The sequence below is a fragment of the Chryseobacterium sp. VAUSW3 genome (assembly GCF_002205795.1).
Taxonomy (GTDB): Bacteria; Bacteroidota; Bacteroidia; order Flavobacteriales; family Weeksellaceae; genus Kaistella; species Kaistella yananensis.
Window position 1 is genome coordinate 443,863 of sequence record NZ_NIUY01000002.1, and the last position, 17,150, is coordinate 461,012.

The following is a 17,150-nucleotide window of genomic DNA, read 5'->3' on the forward strand; positions in this document are numbered from 1 at the left end:
TAAAGGGAATGATTGGTAAATTTGGGTTGTGCTTTCTGTTATGGGATAATCATGTTTTAGCACGCAATTTATGTTGGGAGATTGGAATTATATTCGGATATTTGAGAGTTATCTGCAAGCAAATTTGACAGCTATGCCACAAAACAGAAACCTATTTTTTATATTTATTTTAATATCATTTTTTAGTTGTAAGGAGAAGAAAAAAAATAATATTCTCGAAAAAAGTAATAAAATTACTTCCACTAAAATTGACTCAACTAAAATTAATCAAAATCTAAATAAAACAGATACAATTCAAATTTCAAAAGAACATAAAGTAAATACTATTAAATGTGATTTGGATGGTGACAATCTTGATGAAATAATTCAAATTGTAAGAAATACTAAAAATGGAAAAAGTGGATTGAGAATAATTTTTGGAAACAAAAAAAAGATAGATCATTTAGGTTTAGGAAAAGATGTTTTAAACCAAGGCTTTGATGAAATTGATTGGGCAGGAATATTTGAAATTGCCCCAAAAAACGAAATATATTACAATAATGTAAGCGATGAAGGAGAAATTATTACAGAAGATGAAGTAAAAGATGAAGATAAAATAAAACTAAAAAATGATGGAATATTTATTCATGCAGAAGAAAGTTGCGGAGGTGGAGTAATTTATCTAGAAAATGGAAAATACAATTGGATTCAGCAAGAATAGTTTTGCCTGCAGATAACATTGTATTGGCAAAATGCGGGGTTTATGCCTAAATTGTACTTTTTGTAATATTTAGCCGCCAATATTTTCCAATTCCACATTTTTGATTAACTTAGTTCCATTGAAAAAATATTGGCTACGATTGGTCTGAAATTGAACTTTCGTTCAAATTAAGCCCGCACTTCGCCAATACTTTTTCCGTTGGCGGTAATTCTACAACCCACATTTAAATAGAAAACCTACATGAAAGAAATCGACATTGAAAAATGTTGGTAGATTTGGGTTGTGCTTTCTGTTATGGGATAATCACGTTTTACCACGCAATTTATGTTGGGAGATTGGAAATATATTCGGATATTTGAGAGTTAGCGGTCATTTTAAAAAAAACAGAACTTTAAAATGAAAATTATTCTAGAAAATTTAGATTGGACGAAAAAAAATGGAATTCTAATAATTGGAATTTGTTTGTCTGCAATGTTGATAAGACAATTTCTTGAATATTATAGAGGAACATTGATATATCAGTACGGAGCTCCTTTATCATTATTTATATTTTATGGTGGTGTTTTTTGGTCTTTTATTAATACTTTACAGTTGATTTCTAAATACAAAACTGATTTAAAAAAAAATATTTTATGGATATTTATAAGTGCAATTCCATTTTTGTACATATTTATTATGATGACGATAGCAATGACAAAAACCGTATAAAAAACATTCTCAAACAAAGATTCAGAATGTGGTAAAAGTTATTTGAATTAGGTTATTTGGATTAGTAATTATTCAAAAAAAGATAAAAAACGACGGCTAACAGTGTATTTGCAAAAAACGGGGTTGACGTTTTCTTCCGAAGCTTAGTTAATAAAAGGCGCAAAAATGCGTTTGATCTTTCTATTTTCCCTAATTTAGAAATCTGAAAAAGCATTTTGCTCCAGGCGGTTTTTCATTCCTCTTTTGGTTTGCAGTAGCCCCGTTCTTCGCAAATACTTTTTCGTTGTCTGCAAGCGTATCAAAACCCTCATTAAATAGCAAAAAATGAATAAAACCTTAATTTTTATTGGAATTACAACATTAATTATTTTCGGAGTATTATTTTTTATAAGACAGCGAAAAAATCTTGTAAATATTGAGGTGAAAAGTAATGAAAATGTTCCCTTTTACAGTTTGGAAGACGGAAATCAAACCGAAGTAATTTATGCACCAAAATATAATAAAGAATTTCTAGAAAATTTAGACAAAAAATATTCTTGGGAAAATTTTGATGAATATGATAATAGATTTTGGGAATATATGTATGAATATTTTGATAAATTACCAAAAATTGCGGGAGAAGAAATACCAACTCAAAATTTTTTCAATAAACTAAATCGTCCTCAAAAAGTTTTTTATTGTATGTTGGTTTTTAATGGAGACGTTGATAACGGAGGCGTTAATCAATTCTTTTTTAACAAACCTGAATTTGCATTTGCTGTTTTAGAAACTTTTGATGAATTAAAACTTCCAAAACTGAAAAATGATTATGAAAAATGCTTAAATGAATTAATGGGAAATGCTGACAGTTATGGAAAAAGAAAGCAAATTTTTAATGATGAAAACAAGTCTTGGGAAAAAAGATGGAAAGCATTTACTGGTGGATATGCTGAAATAAAGTCGGCTGAAAAATTAGAAGATTATTATTACAACAAGGAATTTAAAAAAGAATATTATAAACACATTGTAGAATATATCGACAAAAAAATTGACAAATTCACTGAAAAGTAAAAAACGCCTGCAGATAACATTGTATTTGCAAAAGGCGGGGCTGAAACCAAGTAGAAAGATTTGTTCCATTTAGTCGCAACTTGCTTTTCATATTACTTTTTTGGTAATTTAGTAATCTGAAAAAGCAAGTTGCTTCGTTCGGTCGAAATTGAACTTTTAGTTAAATTTAGCCTGCCCTTCGCAAATACTTTTTCCATTGTACGACATTTTATGAAAACCGTTATTCTAAAAATCATTTTAATAATTATTCCAGTTTTCATTTTTGGACAAGCTGAAAACATTGACTCGGGGAAATATTACCCTGCAAAAGAAATTTTTGAAACTAAGTACGAAAAAGAGCACTACCCTAAATTTTTAAAATCTCAAATTAAAACTGTCGGAAACAAAGTGATCTTAGGAGAAATGAAATCTCTGGAATTTAACGACCAGAGTAATGAAAAAACTAAAATAATTTTAAAAAGTGGTTTACTTGATCCTTACTGGATTAACGGAAGTTATCATTTAAAGATTGGATGGATCGACGAACTTACTTTACTGAATCCAAATAGTCAAACCAAAAGATTTAAATTTTGGATTTTTTATACTGGACACAAAAATCCGTTATTAAATAGCGTAAACCCACACGAATATTATCTCGAATTTTATAATGCCAAAGCAACTGAAAACACAACGTTTATCAACTTTATGGAAAATGCACACTTGACTTTGATAAAGTACGGAGGTATAATTTTATAAAAACGTCGTGCAACAAAGTATTTCTATTAGCGGGGTTGAAGTTTACATCATAAAGATTTTCGCTAATTGTTCTTTTTGTTATATTTACAAAGACTTGTTATAAAAAGTCCCCGCCAAAAGAAATACGCAACCGTTAGCTGTAATTACAGAAAATCAGACCGACTAAATGAAAATCAAAAAACTTTTTTACACTATTATATTTGCTTTGATTTTATTTTCTTGTAAAAGTAGATCAATTACATATAATCATACTAAAATTGTTAAACTTCAAGAAAATGGTTATTCTGTCTTTTTTGACACACTGAAAATAAATTTTAAAAATTTTTATTCTAGTAAAGAACAAGTTAACAGAATTACAAAAAATAATAGGAATAAAACTATTAATATAAAATCGAAAGGAAATAGTAATATCATTGAATCTGAAAACTTAAAAAATAAAACTATTAAAAATTTGAGTATTCCTGAATTTGGGCTACTTATCATTGACGGATATCCTGTAAGTTCAGAGAATTTAAAAACAAATGTCTTAATTGACTTGAACTCAATAAAAAATATAAAAATCTTAAGTAAAAAAAATTATCAAGATAAATTTCCACATTTAGATTTAAAAGGCGGTATTGTAATTTTACAGACTAAATAAAAAATTTGCAAATTGCAACTACAGCTAACATATTGGCAAAATGCGGGGTTGAATGCAAGTTTGAAGATTTGTGATTTAGAGCCGCCGCTATTTTTCCATTTCGCTAGTTTTTAGTAATTTAACTTCATGGAAAAATATCGGCTACGTTTAGTCTAAATTGAACTTTCAGTCCATTTTGGCCCGCTCTTCGCCAATACTTTTTCCGTTGTACGATATTGCAACAAAACTAAACCTATAAAATAATGAAATTAATTTACTCTATCATTTTTGTGTCTTTTACAAGTTTACTATTTTCTCAAAAATTCAACTCTGAAAACTATTATGAAAATTATGGTAAAAAAGAAAAATTACAAGGCAAAAGACTAGCAACTGCTTGGCTAAACGAAATTGACGCAGCTCAAATACTTAGTGAGGAAATGAAAAATGCAGGTTTTGAATGGGTTAGAGAATTCAGAATAATAAAAGTAAATGAAAACGAACATATTTTAGCAATTTGTTATTCAGAAAAAAGTAAAGTTGGGTTTGTTTATGAACCAACACACGGAGCATTTCCTAAAAAACAAAATAGAGAATTGAAAAGTCTTTTAAAAAGAAATTCTGGAAATGATTACTCTGAAAAAATTGTTGATTTAAATGGAAATTCTCAATTTATAAAAATCAAAGACATGCCAGATAATATTTTCATAATCAAAGAAGATATCTATTGGTTCCAATTTACCGATAATAAAGATGATGATAAATATTTAGTTACTAAAAATGATATGCTTGAGATTTTTAGAGAAGATATTAGAAAGGTAATCGCTAAATTCAAAAAATAAAAACATAGTACAACATGGTATTTGCAAAAGGTGGGGCTGAATTTATAATAGAACTACCAGTTGCATTTAGTCGCAACTTGCTTTTCATATTACTTTTTTTGTAATTTGGTAATCTGAAAAAGCAATTTGCTTCGTTCGGTCGAAATTGAACTTTCAGTTAAATCCAGCCCGATCTTCGCAAGTACTTTTTCGTAAACTGTAATACTATGAAAGCCATTATACAAACAATGTTTTGTCTTTTTTTTTTAATTTCCTGTAACAAAAAAGTTGAAGAAGCTAAAACTGAAAAACCAAAACCTATCCTGATAAAAATTGGATATTATCCCAGTTTTCATCAACCTGCTGAGACGATTTTTAACCTTAATGAAAACTATTTGATTTTTTATAGTCCAACCTCATATAATCCACCGCCACCACCGCCTCCGCCCGAAAAAGGAATCACAAGTTCAAAAGACCGAGATGATTATAAAGAATTTTTGAATGAAAGACCTGAATTGGTACCTTTCAAAACAAATGTATCTGAAACTGAAGTTCAGCAAATTTTAAAAATCACTGACTCTTTTAGATTAGAAGATTTTAATGATAAAGATATTATGCCAGATTTGGATGGGATGTCAACAAACATCATCATATTTTATTCAGATGGAAAATTAATTCAGATGAACCCAATGAATGTTCCAAATCCGAAACAAAGGGAACTTTATAATCAAATTCTGAATATAGTACTTGACAAAAACAGCAACAGTAATAACTCAATTATCCTTCAAAAGATAAAAGACTACCGCTAAAAGCCAAGCATCCTGCTCGGCAAAGTCTCCGGACTTTGACCGTTAATTTACAAAGCGCTCCACACTTCAAAAACTTAAAAAAATAAAAATCTAAGAATACAAGTCATGCAAATCTACTCTGACCATTTTGGACGCGTTATTTGGCTCACCATCAGTCCGGCTGAGGTGAGAATGGACTTGCAGGATCTGGGATCCGATTTCGAGTACGAAAGGTGTGCGACTGTTTCGGAGGTCGGCAAACTCTGTGAATCTTTGAATGTAACCTATGAGGAATTACCGGCCGCGCTGCTCCTCAGACTCGAAAATCAAATGACTGCCTTTGATTTGTTTACCGAGTTACTGGATGATCATCACATACAATTTGAATATTTTTCCGGCTGATCTAGAAAAATCCCAGCTGCTTAAGTCTCCTGGGTTTAAAATGAATATCCAGCCATTTAGTATTTTTTTCCGCCAGACTGACTTATCATAAACCAATCAATGACAAAAATCTACCGCATCGCCCTTATAGAAGACAATAAGAAACAGCTCGAAAAACTGGCGGGTTATCTGGAGAAGATACCCAACGCTCAACTTGTACTGAAGAGCAGCAGCTCTGATGACTTCTTTGAACATTTAAAAACTGTGACTCCAGATATTCTGGTGGCAGATCTGGATTTGGGTAACGACAGCATGTCGGGGATAGAAGTGGCCACCGAGCTGAATCTTCCGGTGTTCTTTGCGAGCATTAACACGGCTGATTATATTGAGGATGTCGAAGAACTGAAGAGGGATGCAGAGATCTGTGTCGATCATATCACCAAGCCCTTTACCGAAGAACAGTTTGCAAAAAGTTTTATCAGGTTCCTGAAAGAAGTTTATCTTTTCTCGAATCTGGATTATGTGTATCTGGATTTCAACAAAACAAAAAGAAATAAAATTCTGATTGATGACATTGTGTACCTGTGTGCCGATAAGCGTGCCGGTTCAGAATCCAACAATAAGCAGATTTATTTCATCAACCGAAAGCCGGAAAATCTCATCGATTTTTCTTTTTCCAAAATGGAAGAAAAAGGTCTGCAGAAATCGCAGTTTGTCACGGTTCATAAATCGTTTCGGGTGAATAAAAAATACATCCACTGCTACCACAGAAAAACAGCCACCATCGAAATAAGTGTTTTTGATGACTGGGGCAAGACAAAAAGTCATCATTTACCAGTGTCAGAAACTTACCAGACTGACATCAAAAAGAATTTTGGCTAACGGCCTTGTTTCCCCATTTACCGCTCTTGTTACTGCGTCTCCCTTCTTATGATTGGGAGACGCATTTTTTTGTTTTATGGATGTTGATTTGATGATTAGACATCACAACAAATTAAACATTTAATAAAGTTATGGAAACAGAAGAAAGGAATATCATCATTCCTTCAGTGAATTATCATTTATGGGAACCTTGTAATATGAGATGCAAGTTTTGCTTTGCTCCTTTTTATGATGCCAAAAAACTGCTGCCCAAAGGACATCTTCCGAAAGAGCAGTCGCTGCAGCTTGTGCGTGAACTTGCAGCATTTGGATTTGAAAAAATTACTTTTGCCGGTGGTGAACCCACTTTATGTCCCTGGATTTCTGAACTGATTTCTGAAGCCAAAAACTATGGAATGACTACCATGATCGTTACCAATGGCAGCAGAATTAATGAAGCCTTTCTGGCCCAAAATAAAGAAAGTCTCGACTGGATCATTATCAGCATTGACAGTCTGGCGGATGAAACCAATCTAAAGTCGGGACGAGCGGTTACAGGCAAAAAAATGTTGACAAGAAAGGAGCATTTCACGCTGATTGACAGGATCAGAAAATATAAGTATCGCTTAAAAATCAATACGGTCATTCATCAGTTGAATTACAAAGAATCGATGAGTGAGGTAATAGCATATGCAAAGCCAGAACGCTGGAAAGTATTTCAGGTACTGCCTGTTAAAGGAGAGAACGATAAGCATATCGATGATTTTGTCATTAATGATGAAATGTTCAGCACATTTATTTCGAATCACCGGCAGTTTCTGGAAGAAAACATTCTGATAAGAGAGAACAACAGTGAAATGAAAGACAGCTATGTGATGGTGGATCCTGCCGGAAGATTTTACAATAACAAGAACGGGATGCAGGAATACAGCCAGTCTATTCTCAATAACGGTGTTGAAATGACTTACCGTGAAATGAACTACAACTATCAAAATTTCATCAACAGAAAAGGTGTTTATAACTGGAAATAAAATGATTAATTTTTAGAAAATGAAAACAAAAATTACTTTATCAGGAGAAGTTGCTTCGGGAAAAAGTACTATAGGGAGACTGCTTGCGGAGAAACTGAACTATGACTTCGTTTCACTGGGCACCATAATTAGGGCAAGAGCTCAGCAGGAAGGTATTCACATTACGGAATTTCAAAAGCGGTGCAAAGAAAACGTTTCTATTGATAAAGAGATAGATGCAGAATTCGGGAGTTTTTGTAATGAGAAAGACCAACTTGTGGTAGATTACAGAATGGGTTTTAGGTTTGTCCGAAATGCCTTACACGTATATCTAAAAATAAGTGAAGAAGATGCGCTAGAACGACTGAAAGCAGCAAATCGCCCTGATGAAAACTTTGAAACAGTCAGGGAAAGAAATGAAAGTTTTAAAAGTCAGTTTTTAAATGCATATCAGATTGATTATACAGATGAATGTCATTATGATCTGGTAATTAATGTAATCAATTAAACGTGAGAAGAAATTTCCCAGACGATTGTTAATTATTTTAATTTAAAACAATAAAAAACAAAACTACACTCAAAAAAATAGTGTTACCAAAGAAATGTCAAAGAAATGTCAAAGTAAAGGGTAAGGAATCTTCGGTCCCAGGTTGTGGGAATAGTAAAAACCTTAATGCCCAAACCGTGTTTTTACCCAAAATCTGATGGTGGTTATTTTTTTATACTATAGAAAAAGCCCCGACAGACGGAGCTTAATTAAAAAGCGCTGTTAGAGCTCCAAGCTCTAACAGCGCTGTATATGATTAAGAATAATTTATCCTTTTGCGACTCTTTCGATGCGTTTTCTTTCGTTTTCAGAAAGAACTTTTTTACGCATACGGATGAAGTTTGGTGTTACTTCAATCGCTTCGTCGCCTTGGATGTATTCCATACATTCTTCAAGAGAGAATAAGATTTTCGGAGCGACGCTGCCGTCTTTATCCTTCCCTGATGCACGCATGTTATTCAGTTGTTTTGCCTCAACGATGTTTACCACCAAATCTCCAGGTTTGTTCTGTTCGCCCACGATCATACCTTCGTAGATTTCCTCACCCGGATCAACAAAAAATTTACCTCTGTCCTGAAGTTTTGCGATGGAATATTCCGTAGCCGGTCCCTGACCTTTACTTACCAATACGCCTACCAATCTTCCCGGTATCGCTCCTTTGAAAGGCTTGTAATCTACGAAACGGTGCGCCATAATAGCTTCACCCGCAGTTGCGGTAAGCATTTGAGAACGTAGACCGATTAATCCTCTTGAAGGGATTTCGAATTCCATGTGCTGCATTTCTCCTTTGGTTTCCATGATGTGAAGATCACCTTTACGCTGAGTCGCCAAATCGATTACTCTTGAAGCATATTCTTCAGGTACGTCAACTACCATAGATTCATAAGGCTCGCATTTCACCCCGTCGATTTCTCTAAGGATTACCTGTGGCTGCCCGATGGTCATTTCATAGCCTTCTCTTCTCATGGTTTCAATTAAAACCGAAAGGTGAAGGATACCTCTACCGAATACCAGGAACGTGTTGGCATCTTCAGTTGGTTCAACCCTTAATGCTAAGTTTTTCTCTAACTCTTTCATCAACCTTTCTTTCAGGTGATTTGAAGTTACATATTTACCGTCTTTTCCGAAGAAAGGAGAGTTGTTGATGGAGAACGTCATGTTCAAAGTAGGCTCATCGATTGCGGTACGTGGCAACGGATCTGGATTCTCAAGATCTACGAATGAATCCCCAATCTGGAATTTATCAAAACCTACGATCGCGCAGATATCACCTGCTTTTACTTCCTGAACTTTCTTTTTGCCAAGACCCTCGAAAACATATAATTCTTTTACTTTTCCTTTGATGATGTTGCCGTCTTCCTGTGCCAGACCAATCCATTCCGATTCTTTTACAGAACCCTGGGTGATTTTACCGATCGCGATTCTTCCTAAGAAAGAAGAGAAATCAAGGGAAGTGATCTGCATTCTCAGCGGACCTTCTTTAGCGTCAGGAGCTGGAACGTGTTCCAAAATACCATCTAATAGTGGGAAAATATTGTCTGTAGGCTCTAGGGAAGTATTGAACCAGCCCTGTTTTGATGAACCGTAGAATGTAGGGAAATCCAACTGCTCTTCGGTGGCATTAAGATTAAAGAACAGGTCGAATACCTGATCGTGAACTTCATCCGGACGGCAGTTTGGCTTATCAACTTTATTGATAACCACAACCGGTCTTAGACCTAATTCCAAAGCTTTCTGAAGTACGAAACGCGTCTGCGGCATTGGCCCTTCGAAGGCATCTACCAAAAGCAGAACTCCGTCAGCCATTTTCAGTACTCTTTCCACCTCACCTCCGAAATCGGCGTGGCCCGGTGTGTCGATTACATTAATTTTGGTGTCTTTATAAGTTACCGAAATGTTTTTTGATAAAATGGTAATTCCACGCTCTCTTTCAAGGTCATTATTGTCCATGATAAGATCACCGGATTCCTGATTTTCGCGGAAAACACTGGTGGCGTGAATGATTTTGTCGACCAGCGTAGTCTTTCCGTGGTCAACGTGCGCAATGATTGCGATATTTCTAATGTTTTGCATAATCGTTTTTTGACGGTGCAAAAGTAAACTTTTTTGCCGGATAATTTGCAAAGTGATATAGAATTAACAGAAATTAATACAGAAAATTAAGGAAAGTTTAATTGAGTTCTCAGAAGTGGGTTTGGTTATCGGAGTATCTGTTTTGATTAGATCAGAATTCCGCAGCGTCAGTGCATGCAAAAAGCGGCTACATCGGCCGCTTTGGGAACAGATTGATATGTAAATCTAGTTCTGCCTTAAGTATGAATAAAGATCATCTTTTAAATGAACTCTTTTTTTGCGTAAAGCGGTTAAGTGATCGTCGGTAGTGTGATTCTGTTCACCTTCTTCGTAATGCTGAATGAGCGCGTTTACCTCCTCGTAATTCACATACATTTTTCTGAAAATTTCGTCATTCAGCTTCAGGACATTGATTTTGTCTGTGTATTCAGGAAATTCGTGGGTTAGGTTGTGGTTTTCCATGACTTTAAATTTTAGGAATTTTGATAGATTAAAGTTAAGGAAAATATTAAACCAACGGTACATGAAAATTATCACATCTTTAAAGCCAGTACAAAAATAAACGCTAAAGTTCTGAGGCTTTAGCGTTGTTAATTGTTGGCGTTATTTTTTGGTTGTTATATGAATTTCGTTGGCTTTGCTGCCGTTGTATCCTTTCTTATAAACATTCATTCTTTCAATGCGGTTGGGGGACAGGCTGTTCATTTCTTCTTTCGTAACAGGTTTTCCATCGATATAAATTTTCACATCGGCATCGTCATTTCTGAGCAGGTTTGCTGATAATGAAGCTTTGGCGGCTTTTTCTGCTGCAATTTCCGCTGCTTTTAACCGTTGCTGGAATTCTGGTGAATTAACCTGTTTTTCAACTTCTCTGGCGCGTTTCTCAGCTTCTTCAATTTGCTTTTTGAACTCAGGAGAATTTACTTTCTTTTCCATTTCTAATGCTTTGAGCTCGGCTTCCTGTATCTTTTTCCTGAATTCGGGTGAGTTGTAGAGTCGGTCGGCTTCCTTCGCTTGGTTTTCAAATTCTTTAATTTTTAATTTAAAGTCGTCGGAATTATAGAAATCGAGCTGGGCATAGAGTTTATCCATTTCTACCTGTTTCAGTTCAAGCTTTTTCATGTTGATTTTAAAATCTTCAGAATTGAAAAGTTGATCCATTTTTCCGCTGAGCTGCCTCATTTCTTTTTCAAGCTTCTTGAATTTAGGACTGTCGAAGTCATTTTTCTTAGCCAATTTCTCGAGTTTTTTGCCTGTAAGGCTCATTTCTTTGCTGATTTTTTTTGCCTCTTCATTGTTTTTCATCAGGGCATCATTCAGCGGTTTAAGTTCTTCAGTTTTCAGCTTGATTTCTTTTTCTACTGCAGGCGGAACCTGCGGACTAGGTGGTGCAACAGGAGCATCAGGAGCATCAGGTTTTGTGATTAAGGTATCGTTCTGTACCGCGGTGATGTACTTTTCGATTTCGAGGTTGGTTTCTTTAATTTCTCTGTTTTTTGCGTTAACAAGGTAGGCGAACGCAAGGATGAAGAGAATGGGCAATGCGAATAAACGCCGCGCATAGCTGAATCTGGTTTTTGATTTTGTGAGCATTGTGATTCTTTTTTTGAGGTTAGAACTTAGGAACGGACTCGCGGCAGGTAAGTGGTTTCCGGAAAACTGACTTGCCAAAAGCATCTGCGCAAATGCTTTCATGTCCGAGTTTTTAATAGCCTTTTTATCGGCCAGATATTCGTGTATTAAACTTATTTCTTTTTTAATAAGGTAAAAAAACGGGTTGAACCAAAAGATGGACGTAAGAATTTCAATAAAGATTTTATCTAAGGAATGTTTCTGTTCGATATGTACCATTTCGTGCTTTAGGATTTGCTTTCCCAAATCTGAGTGCAGTGGAATGGAATTCTTCCAGAACAGATTTCTGAAGAATGAAAAAGGAGCCTCGTGCAGAGTGGTCTGGTAAAAATTAATGTCCCCGATTTTTTCTCTGGTGTATTTGCGTTTCAGCAGTTCTATTTTAAGGATTCCGTAGAAAAGTCTGGTCAGGAAAAAGAGAGCAGCCACTCCAAAACCGAAAGCAGTAAACTGATAATAAAAGTGATCATGGCTTAAATTTTTTGATTCGTTAATATTATTTAATTTATTAAGCAACATATAAATACCGCTGTTTACTTCAACTGTAAAATAATCTACTTTCAGAAGCGGCAGCAGCAAACTGATGACCAAAACAGCAAGCAGATAAAAACGGTTGTAATGATGAAAAGTCCTGTCTTTAAGAAACAACCAGTAGTAGCAAAACATTACACCCGATGTTAAAATAACTTTTGCCAGATAAAGAAAAAAGAGTTGCATGCCTTTTATTTTTTGAGTTCGTTGAGGAGCATTTCAAGATCTTCCACACTCATTTCGTTCTTTTCGACCAGAAATGAAACTGCGTTTTTGTAGGAACCCTCGAAATAATTCTTCACCAGGCTTTTCATTGATTTCCCACTGTATCTCTCTTTTGAAACTAAAGGGAAATACTGGTGCTGGCGACCATGAACTTCATAATCTACAAAATCTTTTTCCTTCAGCACTTTTAATATGGTAGAAACGGTATTGGTGTGCGGTTTTGGTTCGGGAAAAAGCTCAAGGATGTCTTTAAGAAAGCCTTTTTCGATCTCCCAGAGGTACTGCATTACCTGTTCTTCAGCTTTTGTTAATTGAGCAATCTGCATATCACTATTTATTTAGTGATACAAATGTAGGAATTAAATCCGTTCTTACAACTATTTTTGTAGTGATAATATGAAATTTATTGTAAGTATTTGATTGTCAGTTATAAAAATTAGAAGTTATCGCCGATGTCACTTTAATATATATTATTGAGAATTTGTGTAAAAACCTTATCTTTGCACACCTTAATTTAAACTGCAACACGCCAAAAGTGTCTTGCTAAAAGCAAAAATTTATGAAATGTGGAATTGTAGGTTTGCCCAATGTAGGTAAATCAACCCTTTTTAACTGCCTGAGCAACGCCAAAGCGCAGTCTGCCAACTATCCTTTCTGTACGATTGAACCTAACCTGGGAACGGTTTCCGTGCCCGATCACCGTTTGTTCGAACTCGAAAAACTGGTGAATCCGGAAAGAGTTTTGCCCGCGGTGGTAGAAATTGTAGATATCGCCGGGCTGGTGAAAGGTGCAAGTAAAGGTGAAGGTTTAGGGAACCAGTTCCTGGCCAATATCCGCGAATGCGAAGCTATTATCCATGTATTAAGATGTTTCGAAAACGGCAATATTATTCACGTGGAAGGTTCTGTAGATCCGCTTCGTGACAAAGAAATCATCGATATCGAACTTCAGCTGAAAGATATGGAGGCGATCGCTAAAGCTGCAGAAAAAGCGAAGAAATTCATTAAATCCGGAAAGAAAGAAGATGTGTTGACCTATGAAACACTGGTTAATCTTCAGAAATTTGTAGAAGACGGTAAGAATGCCAGAGAATTCCCGATGGATGATTTTGCAAAGTCTGTGATTTCTGAAATTCAGCTGCTGACCAACAAACCTGTGCTTTATGTTTGTAATGTGGATGAAAATTCCATTAAAAACGGCAACGAATGGATTGCGAAGATCGAAGAAATGGCAGCAAAAGAAAATGCTGAAGTTGTAGTGCTGGCTGCTCAGATTGAAGCCGACATTAACGAACTTGAAACCTTTGAAGAAAGACAGATGTTCCTGGAAGAACTTGGTTTGGATGAACCCGGTGTTAACAAACTCGTTAGAAAAGCTTACGATTTACTTAAGCTACAAACCTATTTCACCGCCGGCGTGAAAGAAGTACGTGCCTGGACGATTGGTCAGGGCTGGACGGCGCCTCAGGCCGCAGGCGTGATTCATACCGACTTCGAAAAAGGATTCATCCGTGCAGAAGTTATCGGTTATGATGATTTTGTAACTTATGGATCCGAAGCTAAAGTAAAGGAAGCTGGAAAAATGAGGGTAGAAGGTAAAGAATACATTGTAAAAGACGGTGATGTAATGCATTTCCGATTCAATGTATAATTAAAGATTTTTAGATATTAAAAGCAGATTTCATAAAATCTGCTTTTTTTATTGCGTATCTTTGATTGTATTGTTAGAGCATCGGTAATACTGAATTATTCAGCAAAGAATATTACTGCGTCGTTCTAAGAAGCAGAATTCTACAATGTTCTCCAAAAGTAAAAATATGTGGTTTACTAAATCCATCGAAGACACACTAAAAGCGCTTAACGTAAATCCTGAAACGGGGCTTACTTCCGAAGAAGCCATCAAAAGGCTGAAACAGTTTGGACCCAACCGGCTGGAAGCAAAAAAGAAAAAAACGGTTCTTCAGATCTTTATTTCTCAGCTTAATGACTGGCTGATTTATGTACTTTTTGCCGCGGTAATCATCACTTTTCTAATGGGTGAATATGTGGATGCCGCGATTATTGTTTTGGTAATTCTCATCAATGCAGGTATTGGGGTCTATCAGGAATTAAAAGCCGGAAAAGCCATTGAAGCCCTGATGGAACTCTCTTCCCCAAAAGCATTAGTGAAAAGGGATTCCCATACCAAAGAAATCGACAGTTCTGAACTTGTTCCCGGCGACATCGTAATTCTGGAAGCCGGGAGAATTATTCCCGCTGATCTCCGCCTGATTGAAACGGCTAATCTACAGACCGAAGAGTCGGCGCTGACCGGAGAATCGGTTCCTGAGCATAAAAAGGCGGAAGATGTTTATGAAGATCCCAATACCCCGATTGGCGATAGAGAAAATCAGGCTTTTATGACTTCGGTGGTAACTTACGGACGAGGAGCCGGCGTGGTTGTAGAAACCGGAATGAAAACCGAGCTTGGTAAAATTGCCCACCTGATTGATAACGAAGAAACTACCAAGACACCGCTGGAGAAACGTCTGAACGATTTGGGAAAAATGCTGGGCAAAATCGCTGTGGGCATCTGTGTCTTTATTTTTGTGCTTTCGTGGTTTCAGGGCAGGGACCTGGCGGAGATGTTCCTTACCGCAGTGTCTCTGGCTGTTGCCTCGATTCCGGAAGGTTTGGCTGCGATCGTGGCAGTGGTGCTTTCGATTGGTGTCACTTCTATGTCGAAGAAAAATGCTATTATCCGGCGGCTGCCCGCAGTTGAAACGCTGGGTTCTGTCAACGTGATCTGTTCCGATAAAACAGGCACTTTAACCATGAATAAAATGACGGTTACCCAACTTTTTACTTCCGACGGTCTTATAAATGTGGATGATGATCAGAAGGTAGAAATTCCCAACTCCGCAAAAATGCTTGCCAAGGGAATGATTCTTTGCTCCGACGCGACGCTGGAAAACGGTGATTCCACCGGAGATCCTACAGAAGTTGCGCTGCTGATTCTGGGTGATACGATGGAGATCTACAGGAAAGATTTAAGCAAAAATACCAGAAGAATTAATGAGAAAGCCTTCGACAGCGACCGGAAAATGATGTCGGTTCTGGTAAAGGAAGAGGATGGAGATTATAAAGTCTTCACAAAAGGTGCTTTGGGAAGTTTGAAAAAAGTCTGCACAAAGATTTTTATTGATGGCGAAATCCGCGATATTTCAGACATTGATTTTGAAAAGTTCACCAATACGGCCAGGAAAATGTCGGATAACGCATTACGAACATTGGCGCTTGCGTACAAGCCTGCAACAAAGGAAACACAACCCGAAGAAATGGAGCAGGATCTTGTACTGCTTGGGCTTGTAGGGATGATGGATCCGGCCAGAGACGAAGTGAAGCCTTCGATCGCACTTGCCAAAAACGCCGGAATCAGGACGGTTATGATTACGGGTGACCACAAAAACACAGCGTTTGCCATCGCTAAAGATCTGGACATTGCGCAGAATATCAATCAGGTCATTACAGGTCCCGAACTCGATGAATTCAGCGATGAAGATTTAAGGAGAAATGTAGATCAGTATCTGGTGTATGCCCGGGTGTCGCCGGAACATAAAGTAAAAATTGTACGGGCCCTGAAAGCCAACGGCAATATCGTTTCTATGACCGGTGATGGTGTAAATGATGCGCCATCCTTAAATGCAGCAGACATTGGGGTTGCGATGGGAATTACTGGCACCGATGTGGCCAAAGGCGCGGCGGATATGATTCTTACGGATGATAACTTCTCCACCATTGTAAAAGCTATAGAGCAAGGCAGAAATATCTACAGCAACATCAAAAAGTCGGTTATTTTTTTGCTGACCTGTAACCTTGGCGAGGTGGTGCTGATGGTTATCGCACTGCTCATTGGTTGGGCATCGCCACTTATTGCAACGCAACTTTTATGGATTAATTTAATCACCGATTCGCTACCGGCCATCGCACTGGGAATGGATAATGGCGACCCGGATGTGATGAATGAAAAACCCCGCAATCCAAAAGAAAATTTCTTCTCCAACGGCGCAGGTCTGCAGGCTGTTTTAGGAGGCCTTTTCATAGGTTTAATCTGCTTTTTCGCCTTTTGGTACGGATATTACGAAATGGGATATTCGCCTTCTGACAAAAATGTTCCGGAAGAAGTAGTTAATAATGCGCGTACTTTGGCGTTCATGGTATTGGTGTTTGCCCAGCTTTTCTATTCTCTGGGCCTGAGAAATATGAAAAAAAGCATCTTCGAAGTGGGTCTCTTTAGCAATAAGTATCTGATTGGGGCTATTGTTCTTGGGATTCTGCTTCAGGTTCTGGTACTTTTTGTACCCGTATTGCGGGATGCATTTAAACTTCATATGCTTGATCAGAAAGGTTGGATGATGGCTGCGGTACTCGGGCTGCTGCCACTTGCCGCGCACGAACTTTACAAAGTCCTGTTTATGTGGAAAAAATAATGG

At 36.7% G+C, this 17,150-nt stretch carries 17 protein-coding genes; 13 read left to right on the top strand and 4 right to left on the bottom strand.

The genetic code is table 11. The annotated features are described in order from the left end of the window. Positions 1-70 precede the first annotated feature (70 nt). The 11 genes from CDW55_RS07320 (at position 71) to CDW55_RS07370 (ending at position 8,178) form a co-directional block, all read left to right on the top strand. The gene (locus CDW55_RS07320) at positions 71-700 is read left to right on the top strand and encodes a hypothetical protein (protein ID WP_228399622.1); all 630 of its coding nucleotides are present in this window, start codon (positions 71-73) and stop codon (positions 698-700) included. Positions 701-1,096: 396 nt separating this feature from the next. Beyond that, positions 1,097-1,408 carry a hypothetical protein gene (locus CDW55_RS07325; RefSeq protein ID WP_088469103.1) on the top strand — a complete coding sequence of 104 codons (312 nt, stop codon included), beginning with the start codon at positions 1,097-1,099 and terminating at the stop codon, positions 1,406-1,408. Between the two features lie 324 nt (positions 1,409-1,732). Beyond that, positions 1,733-2,458, top strand: coding sequence for a DUF4375 domain-containing protein (locus tag CDW55_RS07330; protein ID WP_088469104.1), 726 nt, complete (start codon positions 1,733-1,735; stop codon positions 2,456-2,458). A gap of 210 nt (positions 2,459-2,668) precedes the next feature. Continuing rightward, entirely contained in the window at positions 2,669-3,193 is a 525-nt protein-coding gene (locus tag CDW55_RS07335; protein ID WP_088469105.1) for a hypothetical protein, read from the top strand. 166 nt (positions 3,194-3,359) lie between these two features. Continuing rightward, the gene (locus tag CDW55_RS07340; protein ID WP_088469106.1) at positions 3,360-3,833 is read left to right on the top strand and encodes a hypothetical protein; all 474 of its coding nucleotides are present in this window, start codon (positions 3,360-3,362) and stop codon (positions 3,831-3,833) included. A 242-nt stretch (positions 3,834-4,075) separates the two neighbouring features. Next, entirely contained in the window at positions 4,076-4,651 is a 576-nt protein-coding gene (locus CDW55_RS07345) for a hypothetical protein (RefSeq protein ID WP_088469107.1), read from the top strand. 206 nt (positions 4,652-4,857) lie between these two features. Then, positions 4,858-5,439: a hypothetical protein gene (locus tag CDW55_RS07350; RefSeq protein ID WP_088469108.1), complete on the top strand. Its 582-nt coding sequence runs from the start codon at positions 4,858-4,860 to the stop codon at positions 5,437-5,439. Between the two features lie 105 nt (positions 5,440-5,544). Further along, positions 5,545-5,820, top strand: coding sequence for a hypothetical protein (locus CDW55_RS07355; protein WP_143332939.1), 276 nt, complete (start codon positions 5,545-5,547; stop codon positions 5,818-5,820). 99 nt (positions 5,821-5,919) lie between these two features. Then, entirely contained in the window at positions 5,920-6,681 is a 762-nt protein-coding gene (locus CDW55_RS07360; protein WP_088469110.1) for a LytR/AlgR family response regulator transcription factor, read from the top strand. Positions 6,682-6,812: 131 nt separating this feature from the next. Next, positions 6,813-7,691 carry a viperin family antiviral radical SAM protein gene (locus CDW55_RS07365; protein WP_088469111.1) on the top strand — a complete coding sequence of 293 codons (879 nt, stop codon included), beginning with the start codon at positions 6,813-6,815 and terminating at the stop codon, positions 7,689-7,691. 19 nt (positions 7,692-7,710) lie between these two features. Continuing rightward, positions 7,711-8,178 carry a cytidylate kinase family protein gene (locus CDW55_RS07370; RefSeq protein ID WP_088469112.1) on the top strand — a complete coding sequence of 156 codons (468 nt, stop codon included), beginning with the start codon at positions 7,711-7,713 and terminating at the stop codon, positions 8,176-8,178. A 306-nt stretch (positions 8,179-8,484) separates the two neighbouring features. On the opposite strand, the gene typA is transcribed toward CDW55_RS07370, so the two are convergent. The 4 genes from typA to CDW55_RS07390 form a co-directional block, all read right to left on the bottom strand. Further along, positions 8,485-10,290 (bottom strand): translational GTPase TypA, encoded by a 1,806-nt coding sequence (gene typA, locus CDW55_RS07375; protein ID WP_088469113.1) that lies wholly within the window; start codon positions 10,288-10,290, stop codon positions 8,485-8,487. A gap of 225 nt (positions 10,291-10,515) precedes the next feature. Then, positions 10,516-10,752, bottom strand: coding sequence for a YdcH family protein (locus CDW55_RS07380; protein ID WP_088469541.1), 237 nt, complete (start codon positions 10,750-10,752; stop codon positions 10,516-10,518). Between the two features lie 141 nt (positions 10,753-10,893). Next, a complete protein-coding gene (locus CDW55_RS07385; protein ID WP_088469114.1) occupies positions 10,894-12,639 on the bottom strand; it encodes a M56 family metallopeptidase in 1,746 nt (581 codons plus the stop codon). A 5-nt stretch (positions 12,640-12,644) separates the two neighbouring features. Beyond that, complete coding sequence (locus CDW55_RS07390; RefSeq protein WP_088469115.1) at positions 12,645-13,004, bottom strand: BlaI/MecI/CopY family transcriptional regulator; 360 nt, start codon at positions 13,002-13,004, stop codon at positions 12,645-12,647. A gap of 233 nt (positions 13,005-13,237) precedes the next feature. On the opposite strand from CDW55_RS07390, the gene ychF reads away from it, so the two are divergent. Together ychF and CDW55_RS07400 are read left to right on the top strand one after the other, a co-directional pair. Then, entirely contained in the window at positions 13,238-14,329 is a 1,092-nt protein-coding gene (gene ychF, locus CDW55_RS07395; protein ID WP_088469116.1) for a redox-regulated ATPase YchF, read from the top strand. A 166-nt stretch (positions 14,330-14,495) separates the two neighbouring features. Continuing rightward, a complete protein-coding gene (locus CDW55_RS07400; RefSeq protein WP_088469542.1) occupies positions 14,496-17,147 on the top strand; it encodes a cation-translocating P-type ATPase in 2,652 nt (883 codons plus the stop codon). The last annotated feature ends 3 nt before the right edge of the window (positions 17,148-17,150 follow it).